Raw genomic sequence first — 23,260 nt, forward strand, 5'->3', positions numbered from 1 at the left:
TATCGTTTTTCTCTTGGTTTATAAGTCTTGATGCGGACCAAACACTTCGTAATGAATATGCTCGTTTTGAACGCCTAGTGCCAGTAACTGGCTTTTCACAAACGCCATAAACCCAGCGGGGCCACATAAGTAAAAATCGCCATTTGTAAGAGGTAACTGTGTTTTTATGGCAGTTAAGTCCATTAACCCTGTAAAATCAACCCCTTCACTACTTTGATTAAACCACGTAATAGTTTGCAAGCTGTTATAAGCCGTACTTAATTCATTTAAATAGTGTGCAAACGAGTGCTGCTGCGTATTTTCGCACGCATGTAAATACATAATATTTTGCTTAGGGTTATCGCTTAATAGCGTTTCGAGCATCGCAAGCATTGGGGTTTGCCCTACACCTGCTGAAATAAGTACCGCTGGGTTTTTACTATTTCGTAAAAAGAAATCACCTGCAGGCGGGTATAGTTCAACTATGTCACCTTGAGCTAGTGAGTGTAAATAATTAGACACCATGCCAGGCTTTGGCTGTAGCTCTTTTTTAACACTAATACGGTAGTTTTTACCATTGGCTTTTTGTGAAATAGAATACTGGCGAATTTCTTCATATTCAGCGCCCTCTGGTTTAACTTTAATCCCTAAATACTGGCCTGGTTTATGGGTAATCACCGCTTTGCCATCGATAGGCGTTAGTGTAAAACTTGTTACGAGTGCTGATTCAACCTGTTTGTTGGTTATTTCAAATTGGCGCGTGCCCGCCCAACCACCGTGTTTATTTTTACTGTGCTCATATAAAGCCGCTTCTTCGGTAATACACATATCAGCAAGCAGTGCGTAAGCTTCACGCCAAGCGTATTCTACATCCGGCGTAAACTGCTCTGGTATTAGCTCTTTTAAGGTGTCAATTAAGTTAGCACCAACAATCGGGTAGTGCTCTGGTAAAATATTTAAACTGGTGTGTTTATGGTTAATGCGCGCTAATGCCTCTTTTAACACCGCTAAGTTATCAATGTTTTGAGCATATGCCGCTAATGCGTTAAACAAAGCAAATTGCTGGCGCCCGGTGTTTTGGTTAGTCATATTAAAAATATTTTTAAGCTCTGGGTTATGGCTAAATAGTCGCTTATAAAAATGATCGGTCACAACCGTGCCGGCTTGCGCTAATAACGGAACAGTGCTTTTAACAATCTCAATGGTTTTATCAGATAACATAATGTAGTCCTGTAGGTAAACTAACCACGGCGCCCATCAACACGACGGCGTATTAATATAGGTGTGCAGTAAATTAAAAATAATAAAAAAGCCACTAACCACAGCAAGGCACTGATCTGCCAAGCAAAGTGTGGCGCAATAATTAAAGGGAGTATGGAGCGAGTAATAGCTGCCACCAGCACAAGCGCAAAAGCAACAGATATATATTTAGGTGTATTAAGCGTACGCCCTGTATGCCCTAGCGATACACGGCTCATCATGGCTAAAATCATCATCCCTATTGTGCCAATAGTGATAAGGTGGAGCGCATCTTTAAAATGTACTTCGCTTGTGTGAAAGCTAAATGCAATCATCATTAAGCCAACACCTAAAGCAGAATAAGAAAAATGCAAAGACCATAATAAAGGCACTTTTAGCACGTTTGCATGCCACCAAAGTTTTGCTCGAATTAAGTGAAGCACAGCCACTATTGCAACAATGAATGCAGGGCTAATTGAGCTTAAAAATAATTTACTGATAAAAAATAAAGTAATTGCCAAAATTGATAAATACAGCAGTGCTTTATCAATTTTAGGAGTGCGTACTTGCTCGCTAAGCGCTAGGCCTTTAGCAGTAAAAAAGGGAATAACCCGCCCTGCTACAATGCCGACCAGTAAACTGACAACCAGTACCGCAGTGTCAACCACAGCTAATGCAAGCTGCATGTTGTTATTTAAAACAAGGAGTAAATAAAGAGTATTAAGGGCGCACAACACGCTTAAAATAACTAAAAACGGGTAATTATTTTTACTGCGTGCTGTTAATAGCATATTAGCCAGTGCCGTAATTGCCCCAAGCCACCATGCTAGCTGTAGCAAAGTAACAGCCAGTAAATTAATATTGGCAAAATCAGGCAGCTTTATAAAAAATGCTAAACGAGCACTTATCCATATAAAAGTAAGTAGCATAAGTGCTTTGCCACTTATACTTTCAACGCCTGTCCAAGTTTGTGCCGCCGTAAGTAAAAAGCCGACTGCTACCACTCCTGCAAAGCCAAATAGCATTTCATGCGCGTGCCAAAGTGTGGCTGGCATGGTTAAGTGCCAACTAGCATAGCCCGTTAAAATAAGTAGCCAATACCCTATCGATAAAAATGCCAGCAAACCGCCTGCTAAAAAGTAGGGTCTAAATGCAAGCATCCATAACGGCCATTTTGTTACGTGATGAATAGCTATGTGCGCTGGCATTGGCTCTGTTAAATTTAGTGGGCGCATTAGCGTACTTCCTGCCCTAAACCATGTTGCGCAACACAACGCAGCACATAACTAACTTTTAAAATAGCTGCCACTACAATCGTACTAATATGCGCTGATATTTGTACCTGCATCGAAAAGTGCTCTGCGTACGGGTAACTAATTAAAATGCTCACAACCATACAAATAGCGCTAAGCCCTAATACTGTATTAGCAGTAAATAATAGCGTTCTAAAAAATGCGCCTAACTCAACCTGGTTGTTTACATTATTTAGTGTAAGTGTGTTCATAACTACCTCAGTAACCATTAACGTTACTTAGCTATTACACATAGTGTGCCAATAAAATAAAACACTAATATTCAGTAAGTTAAATATAAATACTTTACAAATTGAGTCTTTATGACACACTCTAATTTAAATCATAAAAACACGAATAGGTCATTTTGACATGAACCAGCAATTCAACCTTACCCAAGTGGCTTTAGAGCTTGCCCAAAGCACGCTGCACGAGCACAGCTTTGATCAATTATTGGCAACGGTTGAACGTGTAATACCTAGTGATGCCAGTGCATTACTTGTGGTGCAGGGCGAGCAACTCAAGCCCTTAGCCATCAAAGGTCTGATGCCGGACAGCCTTGGTAGGCGCTTTAAAATAGCAGAGCACCCACGATTAGCGGCCATTTGTAGTGCAAGCCACGCATTACAGTTTGCACACGACTGCCCCCTGCCCGACCCATACGACGGCCTACTGCTGGCCAAAACGGGCGATATTCCTGTGCATGCTTGCTTAGGTTTACCCCTTTACGATAAAAGCACTTTGCTAGGCGTGCTTACATTCGATAGCTTAAACGCAAATGCCTTTGGCAGTATTAGCGCAGATACACTCAGTACCTTACAAACACTGTGCAGTGCGCATTTTAAAACAGCCCTAGAGCTTGCCCATTACAAACACCATGCACAGCATTCGAGTGCACTTGTGCAAGAGTTAACGCGTGATGCACTTACTCGCGATGGCGGCGAAATTATTGGCCAAAGCCCAGTAATGCAAACGCTTAAAAATGAAATAAAACTCGTTGCGGCCTCTAATTTTAGTGTATTGGTGTTAGGAGAAACGGGCGTAGGAAAAGAGCTAGTAGCGCGTAATATTCACTTAAATTCTGCCCGAAAAGATCAACCGCTGATTCACTTAAATTGTGCCTCACTCCCCGAAAATCTTGCAGAGAGTGAGTTTTTTGGCCACGCCAAAGGCTCATTTACTGGCGCACAAAATGCCCGCCAAGGTAAGTTTCAGCTAGCTGATGGTGGCACGTTATTTTTAGACGAAGTTGGCGAGCTACCATTGGCTATGCAAAGCAAATTATTGCGTGTGTTGCAAAGTGGTGAAATACAAACAGTAGGAGAAGACACGCCAAAATATGTGGATGTAAGGGTAATAGCAGCCACTAATCGTGATTTAAAACATGAGGTAGCACAAGGCCGCTTTAGAGCCGATTTATATCACCGGCTAAGTGTTTACCCTATTACCGTGCCGCCACTTAATAAACGCGAGCACGACATAACTTTACTGACTGGTTATTTTATTGAACAAACTGCCCGTAAATTAGGTATTAAACAATTAAAGCTAAGCACTGAAGCGCAAGTATTGCTCAACCAATACAGTTGGCCTGGTAATGTACGCGAGCTTGAACATGTTATTAGCCGCAGCGCATTAAAGGCTAAGCAAAGCCAGTGGCAAAACCCAATAATAACAATTACAAGCGAGCACTGCGATTTAGCCCAACAACCAAACAACAACGCGCACGTTAGCACGCCAATTACCGCCCACACTGCCCATCATCAGCCTTTAAAACAGGCCGTTGAATCTTTGCAATTTACGGTTATTACCGAGCAATTAAAACAGCATAATTATAATTGGGCAGCTACTGCACGAACCCTTGAACTCGACAGAGCCAACCTAGTTAGGCTTGCCAAACGCTTAGACATTAAAGTTAAAAAAACTATTTAACGTGTGGCATGTTACTAAAGTAGGTTTTTAATAACGCAGCAAAGGCTTGCACTTTGGCCGTGCGGTGTACTAAATGGTGAGTAACCAACCAAGAGTCAAACTCCCAATGTAATTTGTCGTGCAATATAGGCACTACGTCGGGGTTATTTTCTATCGAGCTTTGGTGCAACCCCCCTATGCCTAAGCCTTTAATAACCGCGCGCGCCGCTTCTGAGGTTTCTGATACTCTTAATTTAATTTGCGACTGAGGAATAAACTCATCAACCCAGCTAAAGTAAGGTACACGCGCATTAAATCCCGCAATACCCGATATAAAATTATGCTGCTTTAAGTCATCTAAGGTTTTTGGCATGCCGTGTTTAGCAATATAACGTTTGTGGGCATATAGGCCGGCTGATAGCTTAGCTAAGTGCTGCGCTATATAGTCGCCTTCATCAGGTTTGGGGCCTACTCGTATTGCTATATGAGCTTGTCCGTGGTCAAGCCTTAGGCGCTTTTGCTCTAAAATCACTTCTAGCTGCACTTGCGGATGCAATGTTTGAAACTGCTCACACACGTTGCTTAGCATATCCATAAAACCACTCACGGTAGTCAGTAACAAGCTCCCTCTGAGCTCACTATCGGCTGCGGCAATGGCGTTATGTAAACCTTCGAGTGAGTTATCTATAGCTTGTGCGGTTTCAAATAATTTTGCCCCGCTTTCGGTTACTTTATATCCGCGCGCATGGCGATGAAATAACCGTACATTTAAGTTTTTCTCTAAGTTATTTATGCGCCTCAACACTGTGCTATGGTGCACACTTAATGCCTCTGCTGCGGCGGTCAAAGTACCTAGCCTTGCCACTTCAAAGGCAACTTTTACGTCTTGCCAGTCGTCAAATTTTATTGCCACGCTACCCGCCTTCTACTTATGTGCATATACGCACATAAGTGTTGCGTTTATTCGGGTTTTCTACAAGCAAAAATTTGCTACATTAGTGTCATACCCAACCAATAAAAGGTCTAAATTATGTCAGCACCAAAAATTATCGCGCTCGCGGGTAGCCTGCGTAAAGACAGCTTTAACCAAAAACTTATTAACGAAGCAGCTCGTTTTGCTCTGCAAACCGGTGCTGAAGTGGAAGTAATTACACTCGCCGAGTTAAATTTGCCATTATTTAGCGAAGACATTGAAGCGCAAGGCACACCTACCGATGCCCAACTATTAAAAGATAAACTGCGTAATGCTGATGGTATTTTACTAGCAAGCCCAGAGTACAACGGCTCAATTACTGCTGCACTTAAAAATGCAATTGATTGGGCATCGCGAACTGAGCAAGGCGCAGTCCCCGCATTTCGCAACAAGGTAGTGGCGTTATTTGCTACATCACCGGGTGGTTTGGGTGGTTTGCGCGGCTTAAACCATGTACGCGATATTTTAAGTGGGATTGGCTCGTTAGTACTTGCCGATCAGCTCGCTATCCCATCAGCATTTACTGTATTTGACGAAGATGGAAAAATTAGCGACCCAACCACAGCAGAAAAAGTTAGCGTATTAACGCAGCAGCTCGTTTCTGTTGCTAGTAAATTAAGCTAATTTTTACGATTGTGTCGCTGCTAATTTAGCAGCGATAAAATCGGTGTGCGCTACATATAAAAGCCCAGCCACTTTGCGTATTACATACTCTTCTTGAGGATCTATCTCTCCATCGGCATACGCCAATCGCCATAATAGCTCAATTATTTCAATGCGCTGCGCCGCGCTGCAGTGATCGTTAATCTGCTTAGAAAATTGAAAGTAATCAATAGCCCCATCTAAGCTACCTGCGGCATTGGTGGTGAGCTCATCAACTTCCGATTCTGTTAAATTAAAGTATTTTTTTAAGGTTACAGTCAGGGTGTGTTGTTCATTATGGTCGAGCTTAGAATCAGCACGCATTACTTCAATAAGCAGCGCAGCAACCGCTGTTTTTAGATCATGCTGCTCTATGCTTGGCTGTTGCTCGTCAAAAGCGGCAAGCAGTTGTTTTATTTGTTTGAACATCACATATTCTCTTTTTGGGTGTTAGACTTAACTTAAATACATCGCACTTAATGCTTTATTAATGGGTATTAAGTTCGCAAATTAAAGGATACATTTTTATGAAAGGCTTATACACACCGCATTTAGTTGTTGGCGCTGCATTGCTAGCCTTTTCTGGTATAGGGAGCGCCTTTGCAGAAGTGGGCGAAAAAGAAAAGTCATACGACTTTGATAACAAAGTACATTATTACCAAACCAAAATTGGTGAAGACAACTATAAAATAGAAATACAATCAGACGACTACAAACACTTTGCTAATCAAAGTATGTTTTTACTGCGCCACGCAGACAGATTATGCCGCGGCAGAACCTTTATGTTAAAAGTGCTTGAAGGCGTGCAAGAGTACGAACGTTTTCCTACTAAACCACGCGCTTATCAACCACCATTAAACGTTTTACTACAATGTGACGCACCCGAGAAAAAAGAAAAATAGTTTATTTTTCGTAGCCCCACGGCGCTGCTGGTGGAGTAATTGGTTTAGTTAAATCAAAGTCCACCTTAAACTCGCGCCCTTGGCGAATTAACCGATACGTAAAAACCTCAGGATAAATATACATTTGCCATGTATTACCTGCCGACTGCGCTATCCCTTGTGCTACAAATAACTCTTTAGAATATTGGTCGGCCGGGAAAGACTGCATTTGTGCAAAACCCGCATCAAGGGTATGACCGCCATACATAGTTGAAACATCGTCGCTGCCATCTTCATGGCGATGATCGTGCTTTAAGCTCAAACCACTGCCCGTTTTAGTAATGATCCATGTACGCGATGCATCATCTCCTACATGAAATGGTACTTGTAGCTCGCTATCTGTGCATTTACGAACATGCATAATTAGTTTTTTATTCTCGAATGAGCTTGGGCCTTTTGCGTTATCTACGCTTACTTTGCCCTCAAACGCTTTACCACAATGCGCAGCTATATTATTAAAAAACGCATCGTGTGTTGGTATAGATACCAAAGGCGCAGGGCGCGCGATAGCCGCTGATGAGGCAAGTAATAACGTTGCTGCCGTTAATAATTTCATAAAGTACTCTTATAATAGTTTTTTCATACCATAGCGGTTTAAGTTAATAATGGGAAATAGCTGCGACAAGTGGCTTTTCTGCTCTGTTTTTCATTAATGTTAAAAGTGAATAATGGAAGTCTTGAAAAATCACCTCACCCCATATTCGCGAATAAACACCAAAATTTGTATTATCTTGCACAGTCGTTTTTAAAGTTAAAATAGTATTGCCGCTTTTATCTTCACTTAACGCATACCCACCATAAAGAGGTGAAAAGTATTCGCCGCCTAGTTTTACGTGTTTATCGAGTGCATCATCGGGAATGGCATCAGGGTCTATCTCAAATCTATAAAGCATCTGTTTATTTGGCTGCCAATCCGTAATCACTTCTTTAAATGCAACTCCTTTTTGCCATTTACTCGTTCTAACAGCCCCAACCCCCGTAGCATTCATATTTGCCTCTAAAGGTTTAGGTACACCTATTAATTGGGTAAGCGAAAATGGCAATTCTTGTGGCTCTATGGTGCTTACATTAGCAAGCTGCTGCCATACACGATTTATAGGCGCTTCAATAACTATAGAGTTGGTGACTTCGTACGTTTTTGATAAGTGTAAATAATTTACCTCAATAGGTGAGAGCAATACAGGAAGCAAAGCTATTGAAAGTAAAGGCCTGTTAGCGTTTTTTGTTTGGCGGTTTTTAATAAAGCCTGCCAGTAAACCACCCATACTTGCAAAGAGCATAAAGGCAGGCAAAGCCATTGCCACACAAATACTGCCTTCAAGCAGTGTAATAACGCTTACAAGTAAAAAAACAAAAATTGGCTGCCAAGCAATTGTCACCATTTGCCTTTTAGTTAATGTATTTGAGCTTTTAAATTCAAAATGAATACGAATATAGCCAATTGCAACGGGCACTAAAAACATAAATGAAATAGATACAAGGCTACTTAAATTATAAGCATCAAGCAGCTCCACAAACAGCCGCATAAATATGCCGTAAAGCGTACCAAGTAAAATACCAATTGATTTAGGAGATTGAATTTGCATTGAATTTCTTATTATTTGAGTAACCATTGAACCTAGCAGATGCGCTATTTCAGTTCAATTAAAATACATAAACCACTACTTAGACTAAAGGATAACAGCCTTGTTTTTACAATATTTCACCAAATTAGAACACATAAAAAAACAAATCAACACACTGATTTTAAACAAAATACACTTTACATTTAAGAATGCCAACACAATGATTTAGCATAAAATAAAGCCATACACGACCTTTTGCCTATACATTCCTGAGTAAAAGCTGATCTACTCTGCTTGTTCACTATTCATTTGCTTTAACAAAAGCCGTATTAATAAATAAGCAACGAGTAACAGGAGGGACTATGTCAGTAACCCCAAAGGGTAACGAGCCAGAAAAAACAAGCGCATCCCACGTAGATGATGCCAACAGCTATCAAAATAAGCATAAAGCTAGTTCAGAGTTTAATACCCGCGACGAATACCTAGAACACGAGCTGCAAATTATGCAGCCTAAACGCTGGCGGCCTAATTTACCATTTAGAGACTACCGTTTTGAATTTGAAGACACGATTCCTGCCATGGCGGGCACCATTGGTAAAGTCGTTATGGTGGGTGCTATTGCAGCTACATTTGCAGCGCCACTGGGTTTAAGTGATGCGTTTGTGTTAGAAAACGTACGCTATGAATTACTGATTGTTTCTATTTTTATTATTTTGTTTTCGGGCTTTATTTTACCTACCGCTAACTTAGCAGGTACTCATGGGCCACTTATTCCTCTTATTCCTATTGTGGTTGCCGCTGGTGGCCACCCTATGGCGTTTGGCTTACTGATTGGAGCCTTTGGCTTTATTTTAGCCATAACCAAAGGAGGGAGCTTGCTGGCACGCTTAACGAGTAAAGGCGTGTGCGGGGGCTTACTTATATATTTAGGCTTTATTGGCACAATTTCGCAGGTTAAAAAGCTGTTTGCATGGGCTGAGGCCATTGATATGGCGCACATTGCATTTATTGTTATTTTGGCGACCATTTTATTGTATGCGTTACTTGAGCACTTTAAAAAGCGCTGGTTAGCTGTGCCGCTTAGCTGCCTTATTGGCGGTGGTGTTGCGTTTGCACTCGGTGCGCCGTTTGAATTTAATACCGCGCCGGGCTTACCAAATATGAACCCAGCTTATTGGTGGGGCGAAAACACAGGCTGGATGCTTGGCTTACCTACGCTTGAAAGCTTTGTGGTTGTGCTGCCGTTTGCGGTATTAGCTGTCGCTATGTGGTCACCGGATTTTTTAGGGCATCAAGTATTTCAAAAAATTAGTTACCCGCAACGCACTGAAAAAGTTCAAATGAACATAGACGACACCATGCTAAGCGTATCGGTTAGACAAACCTTTGGCTCGCTGGCCGGTGGTGCTAACTTTACCTCATCGTGGGGGACTTACATTGTCCCTGCCGCTATTGCTAAACGCCCTATCCCGGCGGGCGCCATTTTAACAGCCGTATTTTGTATTATTGCGGGTTTATGGGGCTACCCAATGGATTTAGCCATTTGGCAACCTGTGCTGTGTGTTGCACTTATTGTAGGTGTGTTTATTCCGCTACTTGAGGCGGGTATGGAAATGACACGCGAAGGTAAAACAACGCAATCGGCCGCTATTGTTGTGTTTGCGTCAAGCTTGGTTAACCCTGCTTTTGGTTGGTCACTGACTATGCTGCTTGATAACTTAGGCTTAATTGGCTGTAAAGAGCGCAGTGCTAATTTAACTAAAATGAGCCGTTGGGTTATTCCGCTCATTATGTTTGTTATTTTAACTACCGTTATGGCTATTGTTGGTATGCTGCCAGGCATACCTGCGCTAATGACAGATTTTAGACATTAATAATTTGAAGAGTTAAACATAAAAAAAGCGCGGCTTATATACTCAGCCGCGCTTTGTTTTCATATGTAATTAATTGCTTTTCGTTACTGCCAAGGGCGCTCAGCAGCAAGTTGTTTTTCAAACGCATCAATTTGTGGATTTAGCGTTTCGGTCACACCAATAAAATCTAAGCCACTTAATAAACGCTCTTTTACGTCTTTACGAATATCAAAACTAATTGGCGCAAACTTATCGCTTGTTAGTGTTTGGTTTTCAAGATCGATTTGAATGTTTATATCGTCGTGTTGCTCGCTAAGTACAAACAATTGCTCAAGCGTATCAGCGGGTAGCGCAATGGCTAGCATTTGGTTGTTGCCACAGTTATTAAAGAAAATATCAGCAAAGCTTTCCGCTAAAATTACTTCAAAACCATATTGCTTAAGCGCCCATGGTGCATGCTCGCGTGATGAGCCACAACCAAAGTTGTCGCGCGTTAATAATATTTGCGCGCCTTGGTAGCATGGGCGGTTTAAAATAAAATCAGGATTTGGTTCGCCGTTTTCTAGGTAACGCCAATCGTAAAACAGTGCTGCATCAAAGCCATCACGGCTGGTTGATGTTAAAAACTGCTTAGGAATAATTTGGTCTGTATCTACATTGTTTTTATCAAGTGGGGCCATTAAGCCACTAAAAAATACGCTCATTAGGCTTCTCCTCTTATATCAACAAAGTGACCATGTATTGCAGCAGCCGCTGCCATTGCAGGGCTTACTAAGTGCGTACGCCCGCCACGGCCTTGGCGGCCTTCAAAGTTACGGTTAGACGTAGATGCACAGCGTTTGCCCGCTTCTAAGCGGTCGTCGTTCATTGCTAAACACATTGAACAGCCCGGCTCGCGCCACTCAAAACCTGCCGCTTTAAAAATATCGGCTAAGCCTTCGTCTTCGGCTTGCTTTTTAACAAGGCCAGAGCCTGGTACGATAAGTGCTTCAATGCCAGCTACAACCTGCTTACCTTCAACAATTTTTGCCGCTGCACGTAAATCTTCAATACGGCTATTAGTACATGAGCCAATAAAGACTGTATCTACTTTCGCGCTTGATAATTTATCGCCGGCTTTTAAGTCCATGTATCTAAGTGCGCTGCGTATAGCATCGGCTTTAATTAAATCTGGTTCTTGGTCTGGATCTGGTATGCATTCATCAACGCCAATTACTTGCTCTGGGCTTGTACCCCACGTAATTTGCGGCTGAATGTCGTCAGCTTCAAGCTCAACACTCAAGTCAAACTCTGCGCCTTCATCTGATTTTAAGGTTTCCCAGTATTCAACTGCAGCGTCAAAGTCAGCGCCTTTAGGTGCAAATGGGCGACCTTTTAAGTAATCATACGTAATTTGATCTGGTGCTATTAAACCTGCTTTTGCACCCATTTCAATACTCATGTTACATAGCGTCATACGGGCTTCCATTGAAAGTGCTTCAATGCCTTCACCACAAAATTCAGCAACATAACCTGTACCGCCAGCTGTACCTAACTTACCAATAACCGCCATAATTAAATCTTTAGAGGTTACAGTTGGGCGTAGCACACCGTTAATTTGAATTTTTAACGATTTTGCCTTCTTTTGCTGTAGCGTTTGCGTTGCTAATACATGCTCAACCTCAGAAGTACCAATACCGTGCGCTAATGCTCCAAACGCGCCATGCGTAGAAGTATGGCTATCACCACATACAATGGTAGTGCCGGGCAGGGTAATACCTTGTTCTGGCCCCATTACATGCACTATGCCTTGGTTAATTGAGTTTAAATCGTAAAGTACAATGCCAAATTCTTTACAGTTAGCATCAAGTGCCATTAACTGGTTTTTAGATACTTCGCTTGCGGCATCAAGTGATCGGCTTTTAGTCGATACGTTATGATCCATTGTTGCAAAGGTTTTTTCTGGGCAACGTACCGTACGTTTTTTTTCACGTAGGCCTGCAAAAGCCTGTGGTGATGTCACCTCGTGTACTAAATGACGGTCAATATAAAGTAAATCAGTTTGCTCGTTTATGCTGGCAACGGTATGTGCTTGCCAAATTTTGTCGTATAACGTTTGGGCCACTTGCTAATTCCCTACTTTGTTAAGTCGCAGCATAACGGTGCTGCGATTTATATATTAAATACGTGAAACGATGGCAGCTGCCACATCGCTTGTGCTGTATCCACCTTGTGGGTAGATATCTGGCGTGCCAACGCCTGCTTCTACAGCTTCGGCTACGGCTTTTTCAATGGTGCGCGCAGCTTCGTCTTGGCCTAATGAGTAACGTAGCATAAGTGCAGCACTTAAAATTTGCGCAATCGGGTTTGCAACCCCTTTACCGGCAATATCTGGCGCTGACCCGCCAGCAGGCTCATACAAACCAAAGCCCGATTGATTCAAGCTTGCCGATGGTAATAAGCCCATTGAGCCTGTAATCATTGCACACTCATCTGACAAAATATCACCAAATAAGTTATCGCAAAGTAGCACGTCAAACTGGCTAGGCTGTTTAACTAATTGCATAGCTGCGTTATCTACGTATATGTAATCTAGGCTTACTTCTGGGTAGTCTTTGCTTACTTCTGTAACTACTTCACGCCATAATACGCTTGATGCAAGCACGTTTGCTTTATCAACCGACGTTACATGGTTACTACGTAATTTTGCTGCCTCAAAGGCAAAGCGGGCAATGCGTTCAATTTCTTTACGCGAGTAAGTTTGTGTATCAAATGCAGCTTCTTCAGCGCCTTCGCCGCTTCGGCCTTTTTCACCAAAGTAAATGCCGCCAGTAAGTTCGCGTACACATAAAATATCAAAGCCTTTTTCGCTAATATCTGCACGTAATGGCGATGCTGCGCTAAGCGCCGGTAAAAGCTGTGCTGGGCGTAAGTTACAAAACAAACCAAAGTGCTTACGAAGCGGTAAAAGCGATGCACGCTCAGGTTGCTCGTTAGGTGGTAGGTTTTCCCATTTTGGGCCACCTACTGAGCCAAATAAAATGGCATCGGCGTTTTCACACGCACTTAGCGTTTTTGGTGGTAATGCTTCACCAAATTCGTCAATGGCTGCGCCACCAATAGCATGATGCTGACGGTTCAGGGTAAAACCAAACTTATTGCTTACAGCATCAAGTACTTGCTCTGCTGCTGCCATTACTTCTGGGCCAATACCGTCGCCTGCTAATACGGCAACGCTGTAGTTTGTTTTACTCATCCTACTTTCCTTTGTTGTTTTAAATCAGACACTTTTTGTGCACGATAAATTAAGTTGTAAACACGGATCATGGCGCGTACCGACGCCTCTACCACATCCGCAGCAATACCCGCACCGTGATAAGGGCGGCCATCGTATTTAGCAATAATGTTTACTTGACCAAGCGAGCTTGCGCCTTGGCCAGTGGCTTCTAAATTGTATTCAATCATTTCAACGCTCATACCAGTTAAGCGCTCAATAGCCGCAAATGAGGCTTCAACAGGGCCATTACCTGTAGCAGCTTCTTGTTTTGCTTCGCCATCAATTAACATCCCAATGGTAGAGCTGGCTACCGACTGTGAGTTAGACGCTGAGTTTACAAACTCTAATTGGTATTTTTCGTCTTTGTCGTTAATTTGATTAAAGTAAATCATGGCTTCAAGGTCGTAATCGTATACGGTGCCTTTTTGATCAGCTAACGCTAAAAAGCTCTCGTATAAGCTGTCCATATCGTAGTCAGCTTTTTGATAACCTAACTCTTCTAAGCGGTGCTCAATAACATGGCGACCCGAACGCGAGGTCATATTTAATTGGTTATTTGGCACACCGACGCTTTCTGGCGACATAATCTCATAAGTATTTTGCGCTTTTAATACGCCATCTTGGTGAATGCCCGAGCTATGCGCAAAGGCGTTTTCGCCCACAATCGCTTTATTTGGCTGTACCGGCATATTGCATATTTTTGCCACTTGGCGAGATGCGCGATAAATTTCTTCGCTTTTAATATCGGTGTGTACGTTTAAGTGGTCTTTGCGCATTTTCATGATCATCGCCACTTCTTCAAGCGAGCAGTTACCCGCACGCTCACCAATACCATTTATTGTACATTCAATTTGGCGAGCACCGGCTTGTACCGCGGCTACCGAGTTAGCCACAGCTAAACCTAAATCGTTATGACAATGTACACTTAAACGCGCTTTATCTATATTCGGCACGTTATTCATTAAATGGCGGATCATTGCGGCGTATTCGTCTGGCGTTACAAAGCCAACGGTATCAGGTAAATTAATAGTAGAGGCACCGGCGTTAATTGCCTGCTCGACAATTTTACATAAATCCCAGTGTGGCGTACGCCCGGCATCTTCACACGAAAACTCAACATCATCAGTGTAGTTACGCGCTAATTTAATTGATTTAACCGCCATGGCCGTTGCATCGTCTAGGCTCATACGTAATTTGTGTTCAAGGTGCAAAGGGCTTGTGGCAATAAAAGTATGAATACGGCTTTGCTGTGCTGTGCGAAGCGCCTCACCACAGGCTTCAATGTCTTTTGCTACTGAACGTGCTAAACCACAAATAATTGGGCCTTTGACTTCGGTTGCAATACGTTGTACCGAGCGAAAATCAGCGGGGCTCGAAACCGGAAAACCCACTTCCATCACATCCACGTTCAAGCGGCTAATAGTATGCGCTAGCTGAATTTTATCGTCTTCTGTAAGGCTTGCTTTAAGTGCCTGCTCGCCATCACGTAAGGTGGTATCAAAAATCCATACTTTATCTTTGTCTTGCATAACTGCCCCTCATTCCTCTGTTACCCAAATTTCAATTTATCCCAGCCGCGAGATAATAAAAAACCCCGCAATTGCGGGGTTTTTAGTGTTTAACTCGATGCAAACACACTAATCCCCGCTCACTGACCATAGCAGTAAGAGGTTAAGTTTTAGTGTAATTAAACGAATATTTTGCATCTTGTTTCTTGTGTGTGTGTTCAGTGAGGCCTATTTTTAACATTACAAAGCAGTTGGTGCAAGCATAAATATTCCAAACAAAGGAATAAAAACCCCACATTGAAGAAATTTATATACCTAAAAACAGTGTATTTAGGTTTTATAAATCACACAGCTACAATTTTTAGCTTAAATTAATGTGTTGAGTAAACTTGCGTGCTTAGATTAACTTATTGCTAATTTTTTAAGCTAAACCTGATTATTTGTTTCACGAATATAATGACCTGCACCGCGGGTAATATAACGCAGCTGCCAAATAACCCGCTCAATGAGTTCTTCGCGTTGTTGACCTTCTATATCAAGTGCTTCAGCGCCAGCATTAAATACTAGTGTTACCATGGCTTCGGCCTGAATATAAGCGTGAATTGAATCACACTTGGTTTCGCTTTCTAAATAATGCGCAAGTTCTAGAATAAAGTGTTTTACTTCGCGTGCAACAGCGGCCCTAAAAGCTTTTGAGGTGCCAGAGCGTTCGCGCAGCAGTAATCTAAATTGGTTGCTTGAGTTATCAATAAACTCCATAAAGGTAACAACCGAAGTATTTATTACGCTGCCGCCACTGGCTATACGTCTGCGGGCTTGGCGCATAAGTTGGCGAAGGGTCAAGCCTGCTTCGTCGACCATGGTTAAACCTAGTTCGTTCATATCTTTAAAGTGGCGATAAAAAGAGGTGGGGGCAATACCTGCTTCGCGGGCAACTTCGCGTAAGCTTAAATTAGAAAAACTATGATCAGCACTAAGCTGATTAAATGCCGCCTCTATTAAGGCTTGTCGTGTTTTTTGTTTCTGTTGTGCTCTAACACCCGACATCCACAGCTCCCTGAGTAATTTTATATGAAGTTTTAATGATAATTAGCCGAATTGTCTAGTCTAATACTTGACGCCAAGAGATTGAAACACTATTTTAGCTTACAGTTGTACGCTGAGAGTAAAAACGATGAATAAACCACCGATTATTTGGACAAACGTCCTATTTTTTAGCCTAACCTTTTTGGCGGCTGTCACACTTGTACCTTGGTACGGCATTAGTTACGGATTTACCAGCGCGCATTGGATTGCATTTGTAGGCTGTATGTTTTACGCAGGCCTATCTATCACTGCCGGATACCACCGATTATGGGCGCATAAAGCCTATAACGTACACCCTGCAATAGAATTTATTTTTGCCCTTGGTGGCGCATTTGCTTTGCAAAACAGTGCGTTGCACTGGAGTAGCGATCACCGTATACACCACGGCCAAGTAGATGACCCAGTAAAAGACCCTTACGCCGCAACTAACGGCTTTTGGTACAGCCATATTGGCTGGATGCTCCGTGATTACCAAGGCGACAGTTATAACGATTACAGTAATTGTCGCGATTTACAGCGCAATAAAATTGTTATGTGGCAGCATAAACACTACTTAAAGCTTGTTATAGCCATGAATGTCGGTTTACCGCTTGTGCTTGGTTTATTAGTAGGCGATGTGTGGGGTATGCTACTACTTGCAGGTTTATTACGCTTAGTATTGAGCCAGCACTTTACCTTTTTCATTAATTCATTGGCTCATATTTGGGGCTCACGCCCATACACTGAGAAAAACACTGCGCGCGATAATGGCTTTTTAGCGTTATTTACTTATGGCGAGGGTTACCATAACTTCCACCATATTTTTGCAAGCGATTACCGTAACGGTATTAAGTGGTTTCATTACGACCCAACTAAATGGATGATCCGCTCTTTAGCAGCGCTCGGTTTAGCCAGTAAATTAAAGCGCACCCCGGTTGAGCGCATAGAAAAAGCCAAAGCCGAAACGCTAATGAGTAAAACGCAAACGCGCCTTTCAAAATTGCCTTTAGCGCAAGATAAGCTTACATTATTACAACAAGAGTACGATTTACTGCTGAAAAAGCTGCAAAATTACTGTTCACTACAAAAACAAGTGTTAGAAGCTAAAAAAAATAACATGGCAAAGCAGTGTGAACAGTCAGCATTAATGACACAATACCATGAGCTGGAAGCCGCCTGGGAAAATCAAAAACAGGCATGGCTAGCACTTAATGCGAGGTTATTAAAAGCCTCTTTTAATTAATTTAGGAGTGGCTGTGGCCAAACAACCAGAACAAAAAAAAGCACCCGTAGTTTACCAATATGACGCAATAATTATTGGTACGGGCCCTGGCGGTGAAGGCACCGCCATGAACCTATCGAAAAACGATAAAAAAGTAGCGGTTATTGAGCGCCAACAAGCTGTTGGCGGTGGCTGTGTACATTGGGGAACAATTCCTTCAAAAGCATTACGCCACTCGGTTAGCCGCTATATTGAATACAAAGCAAACCCACTTTTTAATGTTGGCGAGCGCCCTAGCCGCTTAACGTTTCCTGATATTTTAAGCCATGCAAGTTCTGTTATTTCTAAGCAGTCAAACTTACGTAGCAGCTTTTACGATCGTAACCGCATTCATATGTACCAAGGCGATGCGAGCTTTGTAGATAAACACACGGTTGAAATTAAGCGCCTTGATGGCTCAGCAGAGCGTATTACCGCTAAAACCATTGTAATTGCTACCGGCTCACGCCCATACCGCCCACCTGAGGTCGACTTTAGCCATTCACGTATTTACGACAGCGATACTATTTTAGGCCTAGAGCACGACCCACAACGTGTACTTATATACGGTGCGGGTGTTATTGGCTGTGAATACGCTTCAATCTTTAAAGGCTTAGGCGCTAAGGTAGATTTAGTAAACACACGCGACCGCTTATTAGCCTTTATGGATGCAGAAATTTCTGACGCGCTTAGCTACCACTTTTGGAACAGCGGTATTGTTATTCGTCATAACGAAGAGTTTGACCGTATAGAAACGCGCTCAGATTGCGTTGTAATGCATTTAAAATCGGGCAAGCGTGTAAAAGCCGACTGTATTTTATTTGCTAACGGGCGCACAGGTAATACCGATACGCTAAACCTTGAAGCTATTGGTTTAAAAGCCGATGGTCGAGGCCAGCTTAAAGTCAACGAAATGTACCAAACTGAGGTAGACAACATTTACGCAGTAGGTGATGTAATTGGCTACCCAAGCTTAGCGAGTGCTGCATTTGATCAAGGCCGTATAGCTGCCGATGCTATTGCCTGCGGTAATTGCGAAGATAAGCTAATTATAGATATACCGGCCGGTATTTATACCATTCCTGAAATGAGTTCGGTAGGTAAAACAGAGCAACAGCTAACCGCTGCAAAAGTACCGTATGAAGTTGGCCGTGCTCAGTTTAAGCACTTAGCTCGTGCGCAAATTGCGGGTACAGAAGTTGGTAGTTTAAAAATATTGTTTCACAGTGAAACAAAAGAAGTACTTGGCGTGCATTGCTTTGGTGAGCGTGCCTCAGAAATTGTTCACATTGGCCAAGCCATTATGGAACAAAAAGGGGCAGGCAACACTGTTGACTACTTTGTAAATACCACATTTAACTACCCAACGATGGCAGAAGCCTACCGTGTTGCGGCGTTAAATGGATTAAATAGGTTATTTACTTAACCCGATTACTACACAGCAAAAAGCCCGCTAATTAGCGGGCTTTTTAATAGCTATTAATACTACGGTTGTTATTTGTGGTATTGCGCGCTTAGCTCATGTACTGCATTAATAAATACACCGGCGTTTTCTGGGTCTACATCTGGTGTAATACCGTGGCCTAGGTTAAATACGTGGCCATCACCTGTGCCAAAGTCTTCTAAAATAGTGCCTACTTCTTGGCGGATACGATCAGGCGTACCGTGCAGCATTGACGGGTCCATATTCCCTTGCAATGCAACTTTATCGCCTACACGGCGTTTAGCGTCGCCAATATTAATAGTCCAATCAAGACCTACTGCATCACAGCCTGTTGCTGCAATTGCTTCAATCCACTGACCACCATTTTTGGTAAATAGCGTTACCGGCACTTTACGGCCGTCGTATTCGCGAATTAAACCATCAACAATTTTATGCATGTATTGCAGTGAGAATTCGTTGTAATCGCGCGGGCTTAATACGCCGCCCCACGAGTCAAATACCATTAACGATTGCGCACCGGCTTTTACTTGCGCGTTTAAGTAATCAATGACTGAATCAGCTAATTTATCTAGTAATAAATGTAGTGTTTGCGGCTCTGCAAAGGCCATTTTTTTAATTTTACCAAATACTTTACTGCTTCCACCTTCAACCATGTAAGTTGCTAGTGTCCACGGTGAACCCGAAAAGCCAATTAGTGGCACTTCGCCTTTAAGTTCACGGCGAATAGTACTTACTGCGTTCATTACATAGCCAAGCTCGTCAGTTGGGTCTAGCTTAGGAATCTTTTTAACATCAGCAAGTGACGAAATAGGGTTTTCAAATTTAGGGCCTTCACCGGTTTCAAAGTACAAACCTAAACCCATAGCATCGGGAATAGTTAAAATGTCACTAAATAAAATAGCAGCATCTAACGGGTAACGGCGAAGTGGTTGTAGTGTTACTTCACATGCAAGCTCAGCATTACGGCACAGGCTCATAAAATCGCCCGCTTGTGCACGTGTAGCACGGTACTCTGGTAAATAGCGTCCTGCTTGGCGCATCATCCATACCGGTGTTACATCAACGGGTTGTTTTGCAAGTGCACGTAAATAACGGTCGTTTTTTAATTCGCTCATAGCGTAAATAATCCTGAGGCTTATAGAAATTGTTCAAGATTGTACCACCATATTCTCCGGCTCTCTATCGCTAAGCTCTTAAAACATGTGTTACAGCTAACAGAACCTAGTTTGTTGCTTATTTAGTCACATTTGAGTGTTAAATAACCAAAAAGAACTAACAATAAAAACTTTTTGTTAATATGTTTGCAACATAACAAAAACCTTGGTATTGTTTGTCCCGCGTTAACAAGAACAATAATAAAAATCTTAAACAACAATAACAAAAATATTTATAATAAAAATAACAAAAATCTTCTATAACAATAAGAAAGCTTGTATTAACAGGCCAAAACAAGAAATTAAGCCACCTTAACCGGTGGTTTTTTCTTGCCTGCAATAAAATAATAATTTACCTACAATAAATACACACATGCACCAGCTCATACCTTTTACTTGTTGATATACACTTAAATAAAATATATCTTGATGTATAAGAAAATTTAAATTTAACCATAAAAGTGACCCAGCTTAGGAGAACAGTAATGCTGACGCGCGTAGAGAAAGCTCAACAAAAATGGGGTGGTAGCCATACTGTCATTGATAAATGGTTAAACGAGCGCCAAGAGTTAATTGTACTTTATTGTAAAATGGCTGGGTTTTCGCCATACGACAAAAAAGATCACGCCTTACCAGAGCCAGAACAAATTCAATCATTTTGCCAAATTTTAATGGATTACTTATCTGCCGGCCATTTTGAAGTGTACGATGACATTGCAAAAGCCTGCCAAAGCAAAGGCCTTGAAAGCCAAGAGCTGGCAAATACAATTTACCCGCGCATTTCTAGCACAACAGATATTGCTTTAGACTTTAACGATAAATACGCAGAAGTAGATAAAGAGGACTTACTAGCAGAGTTTGATAACGATTTGTCGGTACTTGGCGAAACGTTAGAAGCGCGTTTTGAACTAGAAGATGAGCTAATAGATAATTTGTTTTCTAACCACACAGATTAATAAAATAGCTTACAAAAAAGGGACCGTTATGGTCCCTTTTTGCGTTATAAGCTACCGCTTATTGCGCAGGTGCTTCGTCATCTTGAATTTCAAGTAGTTCTACTTCAAAAACAAGCGTTGAGTTAGCTGGAATTTTACCTAGGTCACGATCGCCGTAAGCAAGTTCAGAAGGAATAGTGAACTTGTACTTAGACCCTACTGACATAAGCTGTAAACCTTCAGTCCAACCCGCAATTACACGGTTAAGAGGGAAAGTAGTTGGCTCGTTACGCGCATAAGAGCTATCAAACTCAGTGCCGTCTAATAAAGTACCTTTGTAATGTACTTTAACTACGTCTGTTGCTGCTGGCTTTTCGCCTTCGCCTTCGCTAAGTACTTCGTACTGTAGACCTGACTCAGTTACTGTTACGCCTTCTTTTTTAGCATTTTCTTCTAGGTATTTTTTACCTGCTTCTTTGCTTTTTTCAGACTCAACTTTAGCTTTAGCTTCTTGCTTTGCACGCACTGATGTATCTAGCTCAGTTAGCACTTCACGGATTTTTTCTTCATCGATTTTTGCATTACCAGCAAGCGCGTCTTCAAAACCACGAATTAATAGTGCTTGGTCTAGTTCAATACCAATCTCTGATTTATCAGCTAGGTCTTTATTTAAAAAGTTACCTACTGATGCACCAATACCGTATGCTTGTTGCTGCTCTACAGTGTCTAATTTAACTTCAGCTTGTTCTTGTTTTGCTTCTTGATTACAAGCTGTAAGCGCTAAAACCGACGCTGCAATCAATGACAATCTAATCGTCTTTTTCATTTTAAATCTCCGACACACTTTGCAGTTGTCATTTATTGTATTATTACTAGTTAAAGATTAACGGCCTACATGATAGGCTGCTTGTTTAATAACTAACTAAATTAAAACCTAACCTATTATAGTGATTAGACAAACACCCTAGGCCTTCAACGTGACCTAGTCTAACCTCTCAGTCACTAAGAGTTAAGAGGAAATACCTGTAATATGTCGATATTTCGTACTTTTTTAATCGCTTTTAGCTGTTTATTAGCCCTAGCTTGTAGCGATCAAAAACAGCAAGCTGCACAACGCTTTGAACACGCAGCACAGGGTGCGTTTTCCTCGGCAGTATCTAACGATGGTAAATACAGCCTAGTCTCCTCCATTCACCATGGGGTCGCCCTGTGGGATAATCAACAGCAGGTACTAAAATATCAGTGGTTTCAACAGCAATCACAAGAAAGCCTAGTGTATGCTGTGGCTATTGCCTTTGATAATAGCGTGGCCGTTACCGCCGAAAAAACCACCTTTGCCGTGTGGGATATTAGCAGCGGCGAAAACCGCGGCTATTATAAAATTCAACAAGCCACTATTCGCGATATTGCGATAAGTAACCAAGGCCGCAGTGTTTTATACGGCAGAAGCGACGGCGTAGTGGTATTTTTAAACCTAGAAACCGGACGCCGCATTGAGTTTTTAGGCCACCAAGACAAAGTAAACACCGTTGATTTGTCGCCTAATGGACGCTATGCCTTAAGCGGCTCAAACGATTACGTTGCTTATTTTTGGGATACACGTACAGGGCAAGTAATTCATCGCTTTAATCACCCGACACGTGTTACCCAAGTAACCCTAGACCCACAAGGTCGCTACGCATTTACCGCAGATAGTATGAAGCAAGCACATGTATGGAAGCTGACTACAGGTGATCTTGTGAGTAAACTGGCGTATATTGCGCGTCAGAAAATTTTTACTGCGGTACGCTTTAACGAACAAGGCACATTGCTGGCCACAGGCTCCCCCAATAAGCGCGTTGACTTATGGCAGTTACCCAGCGGAGAAAAAATTCAAACTTGGCAAGTCACACCACGTGAAGGCAGTAAGCCTAAATCGGCTGTGGTGCTAGATATAACGTTTATAGATAACGGCAAGTCGTTGTTAACCGAGAGCTCGAGCGGAATTGCAGAGCACTTTACAATACGAGAAGCAAATGAACACAATTGAAAATCGTTTAACGGAGCTTGAGGCAAAAGTTGCTTTTCAAGACGAAACAATAGAAATATTAAATGACGAGCTAAAAGCACACCAACAGCAGCTAGCAAAAATGAAGCGCCAAACTGAGTTACTAGCAGAAAAACTTAAAGAAGCGCAGCAGCCGTCGCTAATGTCGCAAATGCAAGAGCCGCCTCCGCCACATTACTAAGGGGGTAAAAAATAAAA

General features: G+C 42.1%; 22 protein-coding genes and 1 pseudogene. 9 read left to right on the plus strand and 14 right to left on the minus strand.

Annotation, left to right across the window (positions count from 1 at the left end; translation table 11 throughout):
• Window positions 1-18 precede the first annotated feature (18 nt).
• The 3 genes and pseudogenes from hmpA to PSH54_RS15760 all read right to left on the minus strand — a co-directional run.
• Window positions 19-1,209: pseudogene (hmpA, locus tag PSH54_RS15750) on the minus strand (NO-inducible flavohemoprotein); the annotation flags it as partial.
• Between the two features lie 11 nt (window positions 1,210-1,220).
• Window positions 1,221-2,453, minus strand: coding sequence for an NnrS family protein (locus PSH54_RS15755; protein ID WP_273606561.1), 1,233 nt, complete (start codon window positions 2,451-2,453; stop codon window positions 1,221-1,223).
• Window positions 2,453-2,722 carry a hypothetical protein gene (locus PSH54_RS15760; RefSeq protein ID WP_096042597.1) on the minus strand — a complete coding sequence of 90 codons (270 nt, stop codon included), beginning with the start codon at window positions 2,720-2,722 and terminating at the stop codon, window positions 2,453-2,455. The genes PSH54_RS15755 and PSH54_RS15760 overlap by 1 nt, the downstream gene beginning before the upstream one ends.
• 160 nt (window positions 2,723-2,882) lie before the next feature.
• Between PSH54_RS15760 and norR the strand changes: the two genes are divergently transcribed.
• Window positions 2,883-4,439, plus strand: coding sequence for a nitric oxide reductase transcriptional regulator NorR (gene norR, locus PSH54_RS15765; protein ID WP_273606562.1), 1,557 nt, complete (start codon window positions 2,883-2,885; stop codon window positions 4,437-4,439).
• Here the strand turns inward: norR and PSH54_RS15770 are convergent.
• The gene (locus PSH54_RS15770; RefSeq protein WP_273606563.1) at window positions 4,432-5,331 is read right to left on the minus strand and encodes a LysR family transcriptional regulator; all 900 of its coding nucleotides are present in this window, start codon (window positions 5,329-5,331) and stop codon (window positions 4,432-4,434) included. The genes norR and PSH54_RS15770 overlap by 8 nt on opposite strands.
• A 117-nt stretch (window positions 5,332-5,448) precedes the next feature.
• Here PSH54_RS15770 and PSH54_RS15775 point away from each other — a divergent pair, with 117 nt between their 5' ends.
• The gene (locus PSH54_RS15775) at window positions 5,449-6,015 is read left to right on the plus strand and encodes an NADPH-dependent FMN reductase (protein ID WP_029773331.1); all 567 of its coding nucleotides are present in this window, start codon (window positions 5,449-5,451) and stop codon (window positions 6,013-6,015) included.
• A 3-nt stretch (window positions 6,016-6,018) separates the two neighbouring features.
• On the opposite strand, the gene PSH54_RS15780 is transcribed toward PSH54_RS15775, so the two are convergent.
• Window positions 6,019-6,462 carry a tellurite resistance TerB family protein gene (locus PSH54_RS15780; RefSeq protein WP_273606564.1) on the minus strand — a complete coding sequence of 148 codons (444 nt, stop codon included), beginning with the start codon at window positions 6,460-6,462 and terminating at the stop codon, window positions 6,019-6,021.
• A gap of 98 nt (window positions 6,463-6,560) precedes the next feature.
• Between PSH54_RS15780 and PSH54_RS15785 the strand changes: the two genes are divergently transcribed.
• Entirely contained in the window at window positions 6,561-6,935 is a 375-nt protein-coding gene (locus PSH54_RS15785; RefSeq protein ID WP_004589382.1) for a hypothetical protein, read from the plus strand.
• 1 nt (window position 6,936) lies between these two features.
• On the opposite strand, the gene PSH54_RS15790 is transcribed toward PSH54_RS15785, so the two are convergent.
• A complete protein-coding gene (locus tag PSH54_RS15790; protein WP_248451796.1) occupies window positions 6,937-7,530 on the minus strand; it encodes a hypothetical protein in 594 nt (197 codons plus the stop codon).
• A 43-nt stretch (window positions 7,531-7,573) separates the two neighbouring features.
• On the minus strand, window positions 7,574-8,560 hold the full coding sequence (locus tag PSH54_RS15795) for a hypothetical protein (RefSeq protein WP_273606565.1): 987 nt from the start codon (window positions 8,558-8,560) through the stop codon (window positions 7,574-7,576).
• 341 nt (window positions 8,561-8,901) lie between these two features.
• On the opposite strand from PSH54_RS15795, the gene PSH54_RS15800 reads away from it, so the two are divergent.
• Window positions 8,902-10,413: a DUF3360 family protein gene (locus PSH54_RS15800; RefSeq protein WP_273606566.1), complete on the plus strand. Its 1,512-nt coding sequence runs from the start codon at window positions 8,902-8,904 to the stop codon at window positions 10,411-10,413.
• Window positions 10,414-10,496: 83 nt separating this feature from the next.
• Here the strand turns inward: PSH54_RS15800 and leuD are convergent, their stop codons facing one another.
• The 5 genes from leuD to fabR all read right to left on the minus strand — a co-directional run bounded on the left by leuD (window position 10,497) and on the right by fabR (window position 16,203).
• Window positions 10,497-11,096 carry a 3-isopropylmalate dehydratase small subunit gene (leuD, locus tag PSH54_RS15805; RefSeq protein ID WP_004589386.1) on the minus strand — a complete coding sequence of 200 codons (600 nt, stop codon included), beginning with the start codon at window positions 11,094-11,096 and terminating at the stop codon, window positions 10,497-10,499.
• The gene (leuC, locus tag PSH54_RS15810) at window positions 11,096-12,496 is read right to left on the minus strand and encodes a 3-isopropylmalate dehydratase large subunit (protein ID WP_138611203.1); all 1,401 of its coding nucleotides are present in this window, start codon (window positions 12,494-12,496) and stop codon (window positions 11,096-11,098) included. Before leuC ends, leuD begins: the two co-directional genes overlap by 1 nt.
• Before the next feature lie 54 nt (window positions 12,497-12,550).
• The gene (gene leuB / locus PSH54_RS15815; RefSeq protein WP_004589388.1) at window positions 12,551-13,627 is read right to left on the minus strand and encodes a 3-isopropylmalate dehydrogenase; all 1,077 of its coding nucleotides are present in this window, start codon (window positions 13,625-13,627) and stop codon (window positions 12,551-12,553) included.
• Window positions 13,624-15,177 (minus strand): 2-isopropylmalate synthase, encoded by a 1,554-nt coding sequence (gene leuA / locus PSH54_RS15820; RefSeq protein WP_273606567.1) that lies wholly within the window; start codon window positions 15,175-15,177, stop codon window positions 13,624-13,626. The genes leuB and leuA overlap by 4 nt, the downstream gene beginning before the upstream one ends.
• Window positions 15,178-15,582: 405 nt before the next feature.
• Complete coding sequence (gene fabR / locus PSH54_RS15825; protein WP_004589390.1) at window positions 15,583-16,203, minus strand: HTH-type transcriptional repressor FabR; 621 nt, start codon at window positions 16,201-16,203, stop codon at window positions 15,583-15,585.
• Window positions 16,204-16,330: 127 nt separating this feature from the next.
• On the opposite strand from fabR, the gene PSH54_RS15830 reads away from it, so the two are divergent.
• Both PSH54_RS15830 and sthA read left to right on the plus strand, forming a co-directional pair.
• Window positions 16,331-17,464 (plus strand): acyl-CoA desaturase, encoded by a 1,134-nt coding sequence (locus PSH54_RS15830; protein ID WP_054983308.1) that lies wholly within the window; start codon window positions 16,331-16,333, stop codon window positions 17,462-17,464.
• Between the two features lie 13 nt (window positions 17,465-17,477).
• On the plus strand, window positions 17,478-18,908 hold the full coding sequence (gene sthA, locus PSH54_RS15835) for a Si-specific NAD(P)(+) transhydrogenase (RefSeq protein WP_256846424.1): 1,431 nt from the start codon (window positions 17,478-17,480) through the stop codon (window positions 18,906-18,908).
• 68 nt (window positions 18,909-18,976) lie between these two features.
• Here sthA and hemE read toward each other — a convergent pair whose 3' ends face one another.
• Window positions 18,977-20,041 (minus strand): uroporphyrinogen decarboxylase, encoded by a 1,065-nt coding sequence (gene hemE, locus PSH54_RS15840; protein ID WP_024033935.1) that lies wholly within the window; start codon window positions 20,039-20,041, stop codon window positions 18,977-18,979.
• Window positions 20,042-20,565: 524 nt separating this feature from the next.
• Between hemE and rsd the strand changes: the two genes are divergently transcribed.
• Window positions 20,566-21,036, plus strand: a complete 471-nt coding sequence (gene rsd, locus PSH54_RS15845; protein WP_273606568.1) for a sigma D regulator — start codon at window positions 20,566-20,568, stop codon at window positions 21,034-21,036.
• A gap of 58 nt (window positions 21,037-21,094) precedes the next feature.
• Here the strand turns inward: rsd and fkpA are convergent, their stop codons facing one another.
• Window positions 21,095-21,841: an FKBP-type peptidyl-prolyl cis-trans isomerase gene (fkpA, locus tag PSH54_RS15850; RefSeq protein ID WP_004589617.1), complete on the minus strand. Its 747-nt coding sequence runs from the start codon at window positions 21,839-21,841 to the stop codon at window positions 21,095-21,097.
• 204 nt (window positions 21,842-22,045) lie between these two features.
• Here fkpA and PSH54_RS15855 point away from each other — a divergent pair, with 204 nt between their 5' ends.
• Together PSH54_RS15855 and PSH54_RS15860 are read left to right on the plus strand one after the other, a co-directional pair.
• Window positions 22,046-23,044, plus strand: a complete 999-nt coding sequence (locus PSH54_RS15855; protein WP_004589618.1) for a WD40 repeat domain-containing protein — start codon at window positions 22,046-22,048, stop codon at window positions 23,042-23,044.
• A complete protein-coding gene (locus PSH54_RS15860; protein WP_138611200.1) occupies window positions 23,031-23,243 on the plus strand; it encodes a SlyX family protein in 213 nt (70 codons plus the stop codon). The genes PSH54_RS15855 and PSH54_RS15860 overlap by 14 nt, the downstream gene beginning before the upstream one ends.
• Window positions 23,244-23,260 lie beyond the last annotated feature (17 nt).

The sequence above is a fragment of the Pseudoalteromonas sp. Angola-30 genome (assembly GCF_028599215.1).
GTDB lineage: Bacteria > Pseudomonadota > Gammaproteobacteria > Enterobacterales > Alteromonadaceae > Pseudoalteromonas > Pseudoalteromonas atlantica.